At 66.6% G+C, this 13602-nt stretch carries 12 protein-coding genes; 10 read left to right on the top strand and 2 right to left on the bottom strand.

Going from position 1 to position 13602, the window contains the following annotated elements; translation table 11 throughout:
• The first annotated feature begins 16 nt into the window (after window positions 1-16).
• From lptE to J0M27_RS07385, 5 genes are all read left to right on the top strand, one after another.
• Entirely contained in the window at window positions 17-595 is a 579-nt protein-coding gene (lptE, locus tag J0M27_RS07405) for an LPS assembly lipoprotein LptE (RefSeq protein ID WP_294989270.1), read from the top strand.
• A gap of 5 nt (window positions 596-600) precedes the next feature.
• A complete protein-coding gene (gene holA, locus J0M27_RS07400; protein WP_294989267.1) occupies window positions 601-1557 on the top strand; it encodes a DNA polymerase III subunit delta in 957 nt (318 codons plus the stop codon).
• 27 nt (window positions 1558-1584) lie between these two features.
• The gene (locus J0M27_RS07395) at window positions 1585-2841 is read left to right on the top strand and encodes a glutamate-5-semialdehyde dehydrogenase (protein WP_294989265.1); all 1257 of its coding nucleotides are present in this window, start codon (window positions 1585-1587) and stop codon (window positions 2839-2841) included.
• 75 nt (window positions 2842-2916) lie between these two features.
• Window positions 2917-4482 carry a GMC family oxidoreductase gene (locus J0M27_RS07390; protein WP_294989263.1) on the top strand — a complete coding sequence of 522 codons (1566 nt, stop codon included), beginning with the start codon at window positions 2917-2919 and terminating at the stop codon, window positions 4480-4482.
• Window positions 4475-4867, top strand: a complete 393-nt coding sequence (locus J0M27_RS07385) for a hypothetical protein (RefSeq protein WP_294989261.1) — start codon at window positions 4475-4477, stop codon at window positions 4865-4867. The genes J0M27_RS07390 and J0M27_RS07385 overlap by 8 nt, the downstream gene beginning before the upstream one ends.
• A gap of 90 nt (window positions 4868-4957) precedes the next feature.
• On the opposite strand, the gene J0M27_RS07380 is transcribed toward J0M27_RS07385, so the two are convergent.
• A complete protein-coding gene (locus tag J0M27_RS07380; protein WP_294989259.1) occupies window positions 4958-6364 on the bottom strand; it encodes a DUF4139 domain-containing protein in 1407 nt (468 codons plus the stop codon).
• Window positions 6365-6459: 95 nt separating this feature from the next.
• On the opposite strand from J0M27_RS07380, the gene J0M27_RS07375 reads away from it, so the two are divergent.
• The 3 genes from J0M27_RS07375 to J0M27_RS07365 all read left to right on the top strand — a co-directional run bounded on the left by J0M27_RS07375 (window position 6460) and on the right by J0M27_RS07365 (window position 9371).
• The gene (locus tag J0M27_RS07375; protein ID WP_294989257.1) at window positions 6460-7032 is read left to right on the top strand and encodes a chalcone isomerase family protein; all 573 of its coding nucleotides are present in this window, start codon (window positions 6460-6462) and stop codon (window positions 7030-7032) included.
• Between the two features lie 161 nt (window positions 7033-7193).
• Window positions 7194-8435, top strand: coding sequence for a CaiB/BaiF CoA-transferase family protein (locus J0M27_RS07370; RefSeq protein WP_294989254.1), 1242 nt, complete (start codon window positions 7194-7196; stop codon window positions 8433-8435).
• A 66-nt stretch (window positions 8436-8501) separates the two neighbouring features.
• A complete protein-coding gene (locus tag J0M27_RS07365) occupies window positions 8502-9371 on the top strand; it encodes an HDOD domain-containing protein (protein WP_294989251.1) in 870 nt (289 codons plus the stop codon).
• 6 nt (window positions 9372-9377) lie between these two features.
• Here J0M27_RS07365 and J0M27_RS07360 read toward each other — a convergent pair whose 3' ends face one another.
• A complete protein-coding gene (locus J0M27_RS07360; protein WP_294989248.1) occupies window positions 9378-11579 on the bottom strand; it encodes a SulP family inorganic anion transporter in 2202 nt (733 codons plus the stop codon).
• A gap of 143 nt (window positions 11580-11722) precedes the next feature.
• Between J0M27_RS07360 and J0M27_RS07355 the strand changes: the two genes are divergently transcribed.
• Both J0M27_RS07355 and J0M27_RS07350 read left to right on the top strand, forming a co-directional pair.
• A complete protein-coding gene (locus J0M27_RS07355) occupies window positions 11723-12670 on the top strand; it encodes a TAXI family TRAP transporter solute-binding subunit (RefSeq protein ID WP_294989245.1) in 948 nt (315 codons plus the stop codon).
• Between the two features lie 79 nt (window positions 12671-12749).
• Window positions 12750-13592, top strand: a complete 843-nt coding sequence (locus J0M27_RS07350) for a hypothetical protein (RefSeq protein ID WP_294989242.1) — start codon at window positions 12750-12752, stop codon at window positions 13590-13592.
• The last annotated feature ends 10 nt before the right edge of the window (window positions 13593-13602 follow it).

Below are 13602 nucleotides of genomic sequence, written 5' to 3'. Positions count from 1 at the left end.
CGTCCGGAGAGCTGCAATGCGCGCCGCCAAACTGAGCATCCTCACGCTGCTGCTGGTACTGCTCGCCGGTTGCGGCTTCAAGCTGCGTGGCAGCGCCGAACTGCCCGGCTACAGACTGCCGTTCGCCACCATCGCGCTGTCGCTGGCGGAAACCTCCGAGTTCTACGCCCACCTGAAACGTACCATCGAAGCCTCCTCGCCGGGCACGCGCGTGGTGTCCGACCCGCGCGAGGCGGAAGCGGTGCTCACCATACTCGGCGACCGCAGCGAGAAGATCATCCTCTCGCTCACCGCCGCCGGCCGCGCGCGCGAATACCAGTTGGTGCGCCACTTCAGCTTCAAAGTGCATGGCAACGTCACGGCGCCTGCGGCACCGGCGGTCAAGTACAGCGACGCACCGGTGACCGGCCCGGTCGAATACCTGCCCGCCAGCACCATCACGCTGCGCCGCGAAATCACCTTCAGCGACGACCTGGTGCTGTCCAAGGAGTCCGAGGAAGCCCTGCTGCTGCGCGACATGCAGAACGACCTGGTGCAGCAGTTGATGCGCCGGCTGGCGGCGGCGAAACTCCAGCCCGTCAAGGTTGCCGAGTAGGGAAAATGCTGCTGCGTCCCGAACAGCTCGCGGCGCATCTGGACAAGCCGCTGGCACCTCTGTACCTCCTGCACGGCGACGAGCCGCTGCTGGTGATCGAGGCCGGCGACGCGATCCGCGCCGCCGCGCGCAAGCAGGGCTTCGAGGAACGCGAAGTGATCGTCGCCGGCACCGGCTTCAAGTGGGAGGAGCTTTTCCTCGCTGCCGGCAACATGTCGCTGTTCGGCGGCTCCAAGCTGGTCGACCTGCGCATCCCTTCGGGCAAGCCCGGGCGCGAGGGTAGCGAGGCGCTGCAGCGCTACATCGGAACCCTGGGGCCCGGCATCGTCACCCTGATAACCCTCCCAGAACTCGACTGGCAGGCGAAGAAGGCCGCCTGGGTCACGGTGCTGTCGAACGCGGGCGTGGCCATCGAGTGCAACGCGCCGCCGCTGGCGCGCCTGCCGCAATGGATCGCGGAGCGCATGGCGCGGCAGAAGCAGAGCGCACCGCGCGCCGCGCTGGAGTTCATCGCCGCCCACGTCGAAGGCAACCTGCTTGCCGCGCACCAGGAAATCCAGAAGCTCGGCCTGATCCATCCTCCCGGCGAAATCTCCCTGGAACAGGTCGAGGCCGCCGTGATGAACGTCGCCCGCTACGATGTGTCCGATCTGCGCGACGCGCTCAAGGCACGCGACACGGTACGTGCCGCGCGCACGCTGGAAGGCCTCAAGGGCGAAGATGCGGCGCCACCGCTGGTGCTCTGGGCGCTGGCCACGGAGGCGCGCAACAGCTCTGCCGCATCGACCAAAATGCGCGCACTCTTGCAGGCGGCAAGGATTGACCGCATGATCAAGGGTCTGGCGCGCGGTGATGTCTGGGACGAGTTTCTTCAACTGGCGTTGAAGATAACTCGCATGGGTGAGAACCCTCACCCCCGCCCCTCTCCCCAGGGGAGAGGGGTGACAAGTTATGGCCGCTGACGCGGCAAAGGAAACTCGGGAACCATTATGGACGTAAAGGACTACATGCAGCAAGTCGGCCGCCAGGCCCGCGACGCTTCGTGGGCCACGGCACGCGCTTCGACCGCTGCCAAGAATGCCGCCCTGCTGGCGATGGCTGCAGCGATCCGCGCCGGCACGGCCGAACTGCTCGCGGCCAATTCCGCCGATGTCGCCGAAGCCCAGGCCAATGGCCTCGACGCGGCGATGATCGACCGCCTGACACTGACCGGAAAAGGCGTCGAAGCCATGGCCCAAGGCATCGAGCAGGTCGCCGCCCTGCCCGACCCGATCGGCGAGATCAGCGACCTGAAGCGCCGTCCCTCCGGCATCCAGGTGGGCAGGATGCGCGTGCCGCTGGGCGTGGTCGGCATCATCTACGAGGCGCGCCCCAACGTCACGGCCGATGCCGCCGCGCTGTGCCTGAAATCGGGCAACGCCGCGATCCTGCGCGGCGGCAAGGAAGCCATCCGCTGCAACCAGGCGATCGCCGCCTGCGTGCGCGAGGGACTCGCCGCGGCCGGACTGCCGGCAACGGCGGTGCAGGTGGTCGAGACCACCGACCGCGAAGCAGTGAGCCTCCTCGTCGCCATGCCGGAATACGTCGATGTCATCGTGCCGCGCGGCGGCAAGGGCCTGATCGAGCGCGTCTCGAAGGATGCGCGGGTGCCGGTGATAAAGCACCTCGACGGCAACTGCCACGTCTTCGTCGATGACGCGGCCGACCCGGCGAAGGCGCTGGCCATCCTGGAGAATTCCAAGACCCAGCGGCTGGGCACCTGCAACACCGCCGAGTCGCTGCTGATCTCGCGGGGCGTCGCCGTGTCGCTGGCGCCGACTCTTTGCGCCATGCTCGCCACCAAGGGGGTCGAGATCCGTGGTTGCGAGGAAACCCGCAAACTGGTGCCACAGGCCATCGCCGCGACGGAAGAGGACTGGTACGCCGAATACCTCGCCGCGATCATTTCGGTGAGGATCGTCGCCGGCGTGGATGAGGCCATCGCGCACATCAACAAGTATTCCTCGGCGCACACCGAGGCCATCGTCACCGAGAACTACACGCACGCCATGCGCTTTCTTCGCGAGGTGGACTCGGCCTCGGTGATGGTCAATGCCTCGACGCGCTTCGCCGACGGCTTCGAGTTCGGCCTCGGCGCCGAGATCGGCATTTCCACCGACAAGTTCCACGCCCGCGGCCCGGTCGGCCTCGAAGGCCTCACCTCGCTGAAATGGATCGTGCTCGGCAATGGCGATGTTCGTGCCTGAGTCCGTTCAAGACCCCGGCGAATTGAAGCACAACCTGGCCGCGACAGCGCAGCACAGCCACTTGCCCGACCGACCTTGATCGCCAGCGCATCCGCCGCCGCAGGCAAACCGGACCAGCCCTTCGATGTCTGCATCGTCGGCTCCGGCCCGGCGGGCATCACCGTCGCGCGCAGCCTGCCGAAATCGCTCAGCATCGCCCTGGTTGAAGCCGGCGGCTTCGACTACGAAGCGGACTCGCAGAAAAGCTACGAGGGCGACACCGTCGGCCTGCCGCCGGACTACCTATCCACCACCCGCTCGCGGCTGTTCGGCGGCAGCAGCTTTTGCTGGGGTGGCGTCTGCCGCCCGCTCGATGCCTATGACCTGGAACGCAAGGACTGGCTGCCGGCCAGCATCGCCTGGCCATTCGGCCGCGAGGAGCTGCTGCCCTATTACGACCGGGCATCGAAACAGCTGGGTCTGCAATCCTTTTTTGCCGACGGCCGCGACCGCAGGGCGCTTACCCGCGACGGCGCGCACTCGGAAGGCCTGGTGCTGGTCCCGTTCCAGCACAGCGATCCGACGCTGCGCTTCGGCACCGAGTATCGCGACGAACTGGTACGCGCGGAAAACATCACGCTGTTCCTCCATGCCAATGCGATGGCCTTCGACAGTGCACCAGGCGGCGACGTCCAGGCGCTCGCGGTGGTCGACAAGGCAAGGCAGCGCTCCAGGATTGCCGCGCGCTACTTCGTACTGGCCACCGGCGGCATCGAGAACGCCAGGATCCTGCTCAATTCGACCGGCGCGCACCCTGCCGGCCTGGGCAACCGGCACGACCAGCTGGGCCGCTACTTCATGTCGCACACGCCGATCTGGGGCGCGGGCCAGATCGTCTTCGCCGACACCCCGGCCCGCGACATGGAAGCGCGGCTGCGCGCCACGAAGGGGCGCATCTGCCTTTCGCTCGACGACGACATAAAGCGCCGGGAGCGCCTCCTGAACCTGGGCCTCGCGCTGCAGTACGGTCGTCGCCAGCGCCTGTATCGCGGCGAACGCCAAGTCGCGAAGCTGCGCGAGCAATTGCTGAAACTCGGCATCGGGCTGAACCTCGGTGCGGGCGACGGCGGCAAGAACGATTTCGTCGAACGCGCCGTCGCGGGCTTCGCGAAAAGCACGGGCCAGGGCGAGGCTGCGCTGTTTTCCTTTTTCGCGCTGCCCGAAGCGACGCCGGACCCCAACAACCGGGTCACCCTGTCGACCCGCACCGACGACTACGGCATGCGCCGGGTCAGCGTCCGCTTCCGGACCAGCGAACAGGAAGCCCATAACCTTGAGCGCTCCCTCGGCCTCATCGCGAACCGGCTAGGCGGCCAGGCGCTGGGACGCATCCGCATCGAATTCAACGCCCACGACCCGGCCGCGCGGATCGCCGACCAGCACCACATGGGGACGACGCGCATGCACGACGATCCGAGGCGCGGCGTGGTCGACCGCGACTGCATCGTGCATGGCACGCGCAACCTGTTCGTCGCCGGCAGCTCAGTGTTTCCCTCCGCCGGCTTCGCCAATCCGACCTTCACCATCATCGCGCTGGCCCATCGCATCGCCGACCACCTGGCGCGCAGCGCACGATCACAGGGCGGGGCAAGGCATGGATAAATGGCCCAGACTCGATCGCCGCCAGTTCCTCGCCCTGGTTTCCGCGCTCGGCCTTGCGCTCGGGGCCGGCGGCGTCGCCACCGGAGTGCTGGTCATCTCCGACGGCAACCCGCTGCTGCCGGGATTCCGCCTCGACCCGGATGCGTTGCGGCACGTCGCCGAAAGATACCTCGCCGACCACCCGGTGGAGAAGAGCGCCGAATTCCTGGAAAGGGAACTGCTCGCGGCGGTCGCGGCGAGCGGCGCCGGCAAGAGTTTGGTCGATGCCATCGCCATAGCCGTCCGACGCGACTTCGCAGCGGGGAACACGGTGGTGCTGGATGGCTGGATCCTGTCCCGCACCGAAGTACGGCTTTGGGTGCTGCAGGCCCTGAACCAAGGTTGAGCGTCGTTTGCCAGCGTCGGCGCGGTCAGCCCGGCATCCCAAATCCGAGCAGCGCGGCCAGCAGCGAAAGCGGGGCAAGGGCACGCCACATCACCACTTCACCCTCACCGTGTAATCGAGCAGCGCCTTGTCGCCCGGCGGAACCGTCACCTGCCACGAGGCGATGCGCGCCGAGTCTTTGGTGTGCTTCTGCGACTCCTGGATCATCTCCCAGTCGCCGGGCATGGGTTCCTGCACGCGCACCGTCACGGCCTCGTCCTTGGCGTTGCGCAGCTCGATGCGCCAGGAAGATTCGGTCTGGTTGTCGGCGATGCGCTTGTAGCCGGTCTGCTTGCGCTCGGCGGTGATGTCGAAGGCCTCGCCCAGGCGCAGCTTGAGCTTTTCGTTTTTGGCCGTGTGCTCGATCCGGTCCTCGCCGACGAATTGCGCCGCGCCTTTGCTGTCCTTCGCATAGACACGCACGATGCCCGCCGGCAACGGCTTGCCGAGCTGCCCGCCCCTGTTCTCGAATTCGATGAAGACCGCGGGCTTCAGCTTCTGCCCGATCTGGCCGTAGCGTTCGCGGTAGTACCAGTCGTTGCCGGCCAGCAGGTACTCGCGGCGCACCGGCACGGCGGCCGCCGAAAGCAACGCGAGCTGCTTGGTCTGGTTGTCGGCGATCGTGGTCGGCCGCTCGAAACTGTAGAGGTGGTAGTCCATCAGGGCTTCCTGCGTCGCCTCGGCGACCTTGGCGCGCGCGGCAGCCGGTGCCGCCATCGCCATCACCCGCATGTCGGCCTGGCGTACGCGATTGACGGTGCCGGCGACGAGCTGCAAGGTGGTGTTGTCGAAGCCGGCGCCGCTGCGGTTGGTCAGGGTGACCCAGCCGTTGAGGTCCAGGCTCTTGCCATCGGTCGACAAATTGGCGACGTAATCTGCCTTCCACGCCAGCCCCGAGGTCAGGTAGGAAAGCTCCAGCGACTGCTTGCCGCCGCCGGCGTCGAGCAGCACGGAGAGCGTCGGTCGGTCGCGCAGGTTGGCCGGCACGCTGTCGAAGGCCAGACGCCCCGGCACGCCGGTCTCGATGCGGTCGGCGAAGCGCAATACCGTGCCCTGGCCGGCGGCAAGCACCGTCGCAGTTTCCCGCTTCTCGGCGTCGCTGGTCGGGTGCGAACGGATTACCGTCACTTGGCGGCCGACGTATTTTTCCAGCAGCTTCTGCGGCGTCAGCAGGTCGAAGTCGAAGTTCTGTTCGACCAGCTGTACGGCCGGGCCGCTGACCGCGCGCAGCAAGGCGGTCTCGGGCCGCATCTGGGCCGCCACCTCGCGCAGGGACAGACGCGCCAGGCCGGCGGGCAGTTCGATCATGCGCCGTTCCTTGACCAGGGCCAGGTCGTCGTTGTAGACCGTCACCGCCACGGCTTCGCGATCGGCGGCCGTGGAGGCGACGTCCCTGGCCGGGCCAGCGGCATGGGAGAGGGTGGCGGCCAGGAGGCCGGCGGCGAGCAGGGGTTTCATGTGCATCTCCTTCGTGCGACGGGCAACGATAGCATGAGCGCATCGGCGGTATCATGGCGGCCATCTTTTACCGCTTTTTCCCGAGGAGACTGACCATGAAAAAAATGCTCGCCGCACTGCTGCTGACAATTTCCCTGCCGGCCCTGGCCGCGCTCGACGTCAGCGGTGTCAAGTTCGAGGACAAGGCAAAAGTCGGCGCCGGCGACACGGTGATCAATGGCGGCGGGGTACGCAAACGGGCTTTCTTCAAGGTCTACGCGATCGGGCTCTACCTGCCGCAGAAGGCGGCGACTGCGGCCGACGCGATCAACGCCAAGGGTGCCAAGCGCATCGCCATCGTCACCCTGCGCGACCTGACCGCCGAGCAGTTCGTCGATGCCCTGATCGAGGCCCTGAAGAACAACCACGACGAGGCGGCGCTGAAGGCGCTGCAGCCGAAGATCGACCAGTTCCGAACCACCATGCTGACCATCGGCAACGCGCCGGAGAAGTCGGCCGTGACTCTCGACTGGTTGCCCGAGTCCGGCACGCGGCTGACCTTCAACGGCGCCCAGAAAGGCGCCGACATCCCCGGCGAGGATTTCTACCGCGCCCTGCTGCGCATCTGGCTCGGCGACAAGCCGGCGCAGGACGACCTCAAGGAGCAGTTGCTCGGCAAGGCCTCGTAGCGCCCGTGGCGAGTTCGAGATATGGCGAGACATGAATGTCCAGAGTCAATTTGCACTAGGCGCGGGTAAATTTTGCCCGCCCCCCCATCCCCCCTCACAGGGGGCTTTCTGCCTGGCTCGCTGCGCTCGATAGTGGTCGCGCGCGCTTGGATTCGTCGTATATGGCGATAGCTCAAGGCGCACTCGCCGGCCTCCGCGTGCTCGACCTCTCGCGCGTGCTGGCGGGCCCGTGGGCCTCACAGTTGCTGGGCGACCTCGGCGCCGAGGTAATCAAGGTCGAAAGGCCCGGACAGGATGGCAAGGGCGGCGACGATACGCGTGGCTGGGGCCCGCCATGGCTGGACGATGGCGACGGCAAGCCAACCGTGGACGCCGCTTACTTCCTATGCACCAACCGCAACAAGCGCTCGCTGACCGTAGACATGACCCGGCCCGAAGGCCAGGCCATCCTGCGCGAACTGGCGGCGCGCTCCGACGTCGTGCTGGAAAACTTCAAGGTCGGCGGACTCATGGCCTACGGCCTCGATTACGCCAGCCTTGCCGCGATCAACCCGAAGCTCGTGTATTGCTCGATCACCGGCTTCGGCCAGGACGGCCCCTACGCCGCCCGTGCCGGCTACGATTTCCTGATCCAGGGCATGGGCGGCCTGATGAGCATCACCGGCCGCGCCGAGGGCGAGGAAGGCGCCGGGCCGCAGAAGGTCGGCGTGGCGCTGACCGACATCCTGACCGGCCTGTATGCCGGCAATGCCATCCTGGCCGCGCTGCTGCACCGGGACAAGACCGGCCAGGGCCAGCATATCGATCTGGCATTGCTCGACGTGCAGGTGGCCTGCCTCGCCAACCAGGCGATGAACTACCTGGTCTCGGGCAAGGCGCCGCGGCGCATGGGCAACGGCCATCCCAACATCGTGCCCTACCAGGACTTTCCCACCGCCGACGGCGACATGATCCTCGCCATCGGCAACGACGGGCAGTTCGCGCGCTTCTGCGAGATCGCCGGTCATGGCGACTGGGCGCGCGACGAGCGCTTCGCCAGCAATGCCGCGCGGGTCAGGCATCGCTCCGAACTGCTGCCCCTGCTGCGCCAGGCCACGGTGATGAAGACCACGGCCGAATGGATCGCCGCGCTGGAGAACGCGGCCGTGCCTTGCGGCCCGATCAACGACCTGGCCGGCGTCTTCGCCGATCCGCAGGTGATCCATCGCGGGCTGCGCCTCGACCTGCCCCATGCGGCAGGCGGCAGCGCGCCGCAGGTCGCCAACCCGATCCGTTTCTCGGCGACGCCGATCGATTACCGGCGCGCTCCGCCGCTGTTGGGACAAGACACCGAGGCCGTCCTGCGGGAACTCGGCCGCGACACCGGCGACATCGCCAGCCTGCGCGCCGGGGGTATCGTCTAGCACCTCGCCCGCATCCCGCCGCCGAAAAAGTCTTACACTCCCGGCAAAACCGCACCTGGAATCGGCATGACGGACAGCGCATCGCCCCAAAGCGAAATCGAGAAATCCCTGGCGAAGGCCCTGGCCGGCATCGAAATCCCGCCACGCCCGGCCGTGCTCGACAAGGTGATGGCGGAAATGCAATCGTCCGATCCGGATTTCCGCCGCCTGGCAAACCTGATCCTGGCCGACGTCGGCCTTGCCGCCGGCCTGATCAAGACCGCCAATTCGCCGGCATTCGGCTATCGCAGCAAGGCCGCCACGGTACGCGACGCCCTCACCATGCTGGGCTTGATCAACGTGCTGCGAACGCTCGCCGGCCTCTCGCTGCGCGCCGTGCTGCCCGAATCGCCGGCGATGAAGGGCTTCTGGGAAACCTCGTCAGGCACCGCCTTCATCTGCGGATGGCTGACCCGCGAACTCGGCATCCGCGAGGGCATCCGCTCGGAGGACGCCTACACCTACGCCCTGTTCCATGATTGCGGCATACCGGTGCTGCTGCACTCGCTCCCGGGTTACGAAGAGACCTATACCGCGACTCATGTCGCGGATCGCCCATACACCGAGATCGAAATCGAGCGCCATGAGCTGAGCCATGCCCGGGTGGGCGCCATCATGGCCGAGAGCTGGTTCCTGCCTGATATCCACGTGCAGGCCATCCTTCACCATCACGCGACCAGGATCTTTCCCCCGAACATGCCCGGCCTCGCCGCCGGCACGCGCCGCCTGATAGCACTTGGGCAATTGGCAGAAAAACTCCACGGCGACCTCACTGGCGGCGCGGACCACGGCTGGAACCTGACCGGAGCGGATCGGCTCGAAGTGCTCGGCATCGGTGCGGACCAGCTGGACGGACTGCGCGCCGGCGCCAGCAACACCCTCGACAGCATGGGCTAACGCCCGTCAGCTTTCCAGCACCCGCAACTCGGCATTGGTATAGCGCAGGCGGCTGGCGAGCACGCTGGCGATGCCTTCCATAAGCTTGAGCCCGAGCTTCTTGTGCTCCTCGGCGAACTTGTCGAAGGCGAGGCGCGAAAGTACATAGAGTTCGCAGTCGGTGAAGGCCACCGCGTCCGCCGAGCGCGGATCGCCATCGAGATAAGCCATCTCACCGAAGAAGGCGCCGCGGCCGAAGGTGCCGAGATGGTGCGACTGCCGGTCCGAAAGCGGCAGGATGATGCGTACCGCGCCGCGCCGGATCAGGAAAAGTTCGTCACCCGAATCGCCGCGCGAGAAGATTTTTTCCCCGGCCGCGACGTGGCGCTTTTCCATGCACAGCTCCAGGGCCGCCAGCGTCTCCTGCTTGCGTCCGGCAAATATCTCGACCTCGTGCAGTTCAAGCGCGATCTCCTCGTCCTTCAGCAGCGCCGCGTCGTGGATGATGCGGTCCTCTACCCACTCCAGCGCGTCGTCCTGGGTCGGGAAGACTTTCACCGGGCTGTCGGCATGCAGCAGGCCGACCTGGTCGAAGTATTCCTGCAGGTCGCGCCCCGACGGCAGGTTGTCCGGGATCTGGCTGAAGATCAGGAAGCCGTGGCGCTCGGCCAGCATGTCCTTGATCTGTTCCAGCAGGTGCGCGGCGGTGACGTCGACGGTCTGGATGCGGCGCAGGTCGAGGATCAGGAAATCGCGCGCCTTGAGATCGGGTTCCAGCGCCCGGTAGAGCTGGTCGGCCGTGCCGAAGAACAGGCTGCCCTGCAGTTCGACGATGGCGGCGCGGTCGCCCTTGGCGGTGAGGATTTCCATTTCGGCCTGGGTGCGCACGCGCTTGGAGAAGGTTTCGTTGCCCAGCAGCTTGCGGCGGATGATGGAACCGCCGATCTGTTCGCGGATGAAGAGCACCACGGCGAGCACGATGCCGACGCCGGAGGCCGCGATCAGGCTCACGGTCAGCGCGGTACCGATCACCGCGGCGATGACCAGGAAATCGAGGATGGTCGAGCGCGACCGGAGGAAGGTCAGGCTGTTGCGGTCGATCATGCGCACGCCGATCACGATCAGGATGCCGGCGAGGCCCGCCACCGGCACCCAGGAAATGAAGTTGGCCAGCAGCAGGAAGGCCAGCAGCGCGAGCACGCCTTCGATCAGGCCGGAAAGCCGGGTGCTGGCGCCGCCGGAAATGTTGACCAGGGTCGCGCCCATGGTGCCCGCGCCGGGAACGCCGCCGATCGCGCCGGCAGCAAGGTTGCCCAGGCCCTGGCCGATCAGTTCGCGGTTGGAATCGTGGCGCGACCGCGTCAGCGCGTCGAGCACCACGCAGGTTTTGAGCGTGTCGATCGACAGCAGCACGGCCAGCGTCAGCGCCGGGATCATCAGCATCCATATCTGCTGCGGGCCGATGTCGGAGAAGGAGGCCCAGCGCGCCGATAGCCCCGCGAAAAAGCTGCCGTCGCCGCCGCCATCGAGGGCGCCGACCACCAGCGCATTGCCTTGCAGGTTCAGCAGTGCCGGATCGAACAGCGCCAGCCCGAAGTACACCGCCACGCCGGCAACCAGGCCGAGTACCGCGCCGGGCACGGCCTTGATCACCCGCGGCGCGCCGAGCATGACCACCATGGTCGCGACACCGACCAGGATGCCCTGCCAGCGCCAGTGCTCGGGTGCCATCAGCGCAGTCCAGAAACCGATCCCCTTGGGCGTGCCAAGCAGTTTCGGCACCTGGCTGCCGATGATGATCAGGCCGACGCCCGACAGATAGCCGCTGACCACGGTGTAGGGCATGTACTTGATCAACAGTCCCAGGCGCAGCACGCCGAACAGCACCTGCATCAGGCCGGCGAGCAGGCCGAGCAGGGTCAGCAGCAGCAGCGTGGTATCCACCGGCGTGCCGCCATGCATTGCCTCGATGGCAAATGCCGAAACCACCGCGGCGGCCGGGGCGCAGGGCGCCGATATCAGCCGGTTGGTGCCACCGAAGGTCGATGCGACGATGCCGATGGCCGTTGCGCCGAGGATGCCGGCGAGGGCGCCGACGGCGACGTAGGCACCGCCCAGCACCGAATAGATGGTGACGCCGAAGGCGATCGCCGAGGGCAATGCCACCAGCATGGCAGCAAAGCCGCCCCAGAAATCGCCCGAGGGATTTTCCAGTGTTGGCAGTTTCATGCTGGGCGGATGGGAAGGCGAAAGGCGGACAACGCAATGTTACCGCGTGTCCGCCACGCGCCGCTGCGCTTTTTTGCCATTGACGAAAGCGGAGTGTTGTAAGCTTGAGTTTCCAATAAAACAGATACCCGGAGGATGCAACCATGAAGCAAGCACGTACCCTGCTGCTCGCCGCCGCGACGCTCGTCCTGGCCGCCACGGCACACGCCCAGGAATTCGTCACCGTCCTCACCGGCGGCACCTCGGGCGTGTATTACCCGATGGGCGTGGCCCTGTCGCAGATCTACGGCAAGGCCATGCCCGGCGCCAAGACCTCGGCCCAGGTGACCAAGGCCAGCGCCGAGAACCTCAACCTGCTGCAGGCCGGTCGCGGCGAAATCGCCTTCACCTTGGGCGATGCGCTCAACGAAGCCTGGAAGGGCAACGAGGAAGCGGGCTTCAAGACGCCGCTGAAAAAACTGCGCACCATCGCCGCGATCTATCCTAATTACATCCAGATCGTCGCCGCCGCCGATTCCGGCATCAAGACCCTGGCCGACCTCAAGGGCAAGCGCGTCGCCGTCGGCGCGCCGAAGTCGGGCACCGAGCTCAACGCGCGCGACATCTTCAAGGGCGCCGGCATGAGCTACAAGGATTTCGCCAAGGTCGAGTACCTGCCCTTCGGCGAATCGGTGGAACTGATGAAGAACCGCCAGCTCGACGCCACGCTGATCTCCGCCGGCCTCGGCGTCGCCGCGATCCGCGACCTGGCGACCTCGGTCAAGATCGTCATCGTGCCCATCCCCGCCGACGTGGTGGCCAAGATCGGCGAGGCCGCCTACCAGCCGGGCACCGTGCCGGCCAACACCTACAACGGCCAGGCCGATGCCGTGGCCACGGTCGCGATCCAGAACTTCCTGGTCAGCCATGAGGGGGTCTCGGCCGACGCCGCCTACAAGATGACCAAGGCCATCTTCGAGCACCTGCCCGAGCTGCAAGCCGCGCATGCGGCGGCCAAGGCCATCATCCGCGAGAACGCGGCCAAGGCGCCGCCGGCGCCGCTGCATGCGGGTGCCGAGAAGTATTACAAGGAAGTCGGGCTGATCAAGTAAGCCGGCCCCAGGGCGCGGCGGCGAGGGTCCGCGCCCGGCGACACGGGAAGAAAACGAAAACAACGACAAGGAGGAAAACATGAAATACCGTGATGTCATCGCTTCGTCCGCCGCCGCCCTGATCCTGACCGCCTGCGCCTCGGCACCGCCGCAAAGCCGCTTGCTGGCAGAGAATTTCAAGGCCATGCAGCCGACCTCGGGGCTATCGAAGGAAATGAGCATGGAGGAGGCCGTGCGCATCCGCGACGGCCTGGTTGCCGAACTGTCCGCCAGTCAGGGCAAGGTGGTCGGCTACAAGGCCGGCCTCACCAACCCGGCGGTGCAAAAGCGCTTCGGCACTACCTCTCCGGTGCGCGGCGTGCTGCTGGAAAAAATGCTGCTCGACGACGGCGCCGAGGTGCCGGTCAAGTTCGGCGTGATTCCTTTCTTCGAGGCCGACCTGGTGGCGGTGGTCAAGGACGAGGGCATCAACCAGGCCAAGACCCCGGCCGATGTCATCCGGCATCTGGAGAGCATCCGCCCCTTCATCGAACTGCCCGACCTGGTGACGGCCAAGGAGCAGCCGCTCAGCGCCGCCGTGATCACGTCCTTCAACGTCGGCGCCCGGCTCGGCGTGCTCGGCAAGCCGATCGCGCCCGCCCCGGCGCTGGTCGATGCGCTGGGCAAGATGACGGTCGTCATGCGCGATCAGGATGGCAAGGAACTCGCCAGGGTGCCGGGCGCGGCGATCCTCGGCCATCCGCTGAATGCCGTCGTCTGGCTGGCAGAGGATCTGGCGAAGTCCGGCGGCAGGCTTCGCGCCGGCGACATCCTCAGCCTCGGTTCCTTCACGCCGCCCAATTTTCAGAAGGCCGGCATGACGGTCACCGTCACCTACGAAGGCCTGCCGGGCAACCCCGGCGTCTCGGTGCGCTTCAAGTAGAGCACCGGAA

It is taken from the genome of Sulfuritalea sp., assembly GCF_017302275.1.
In the GTDB taxonomy this organism is placed as follows: Bacteria; Pseudomonadota; Gammaproteobacteria; order Burkholderiales; family Rhodocyclaceae; genus Sulfuritalea.
This window is presented reverse-complemented; position numbering and strand designations above follow the sequence as displayed.

Excerpts from the sequence above, each read along its gene's own strand:
- J0M27_RS07380 (WP_294989259.1), bottom strand. The coding sequence starts at position 6,364 with ATGAAACCCCTGCTCGCCGCCGGCCTCCTGGCCGCCACCCTCTCCCAT.
- J0M27_RS07355 (WP_294989245.1), top strand. The coding sequence starts at position 11,723 with ATGAAGCAAGCACGTACCCTGCTGCTCGCCGCCGCGACGCTCGTCCTG.
- lptE (WP_294989270.1), top strand. The coding sequence starts at position 17 with ATGCGCGCCGCCAAACTGAGCATCCTCACGCTGCTGCTGGTACTGCTC.
- holA (WP_294989267.1), top strand. The coding sequence starts at position 601 with ATGCTGCTGCGTCCCGAACAGCTCGCGGCGCATCTGGACAAGCCGCTG.
- J0M27_RS07385 (WP_294989261.1), top strand. The coding sequence starts at position 4,475 with ATGGATAAATGGCCCAGACTCGATCGCCGCCAGTTCCTCGCCCTGGTT.
- J0M27_RS07350 (WP_294989242.1), top strand. The coding sequence starts at position 12,750 with ATGAAATACCGTGATGTCATCGCTTCGTCCGCCGCCGCCCTGATCCTG.
- J0M27_RS07360 (WP_294989248.1), bottom strand. The coding sequence starts at position 11,579 with ATGAAACTGCCAACACTGGAAAATCCCTCGGGCGATTTCTGGGGCGGC.
- J0M27_RS07370 (WP_294989254.1), top strand. The coding sequence starts at position 7,194 with ATGGCGATAGCTCAAGGCGCACTCGCCGGCCTCCGCGTGCTCGACCTC.
- J0M27_RS07365 (WP_294989251.1), top strand. The coding sequence starts at position 8,502 with ATGACGGACAGCGCATCGCCCCAAAGCGAAATCGAGAAATCCCTGGCG.
- J0M27_RS07375 (WP_294989257.1), top strand. The coding sequence starts at position 6,460 with ATGAAAAAAATGCTCGCCGCACTGCTGCTGACAATTTCCCTGCCGGCC.
- J0M27_RS07395 (WP_294989265.1), top strand. The coding sequence starts at position 1,585 with ATGGACGTAAAGGACTACATGCAGCAAGTCGGCCGCCAGGCCCGCGAC.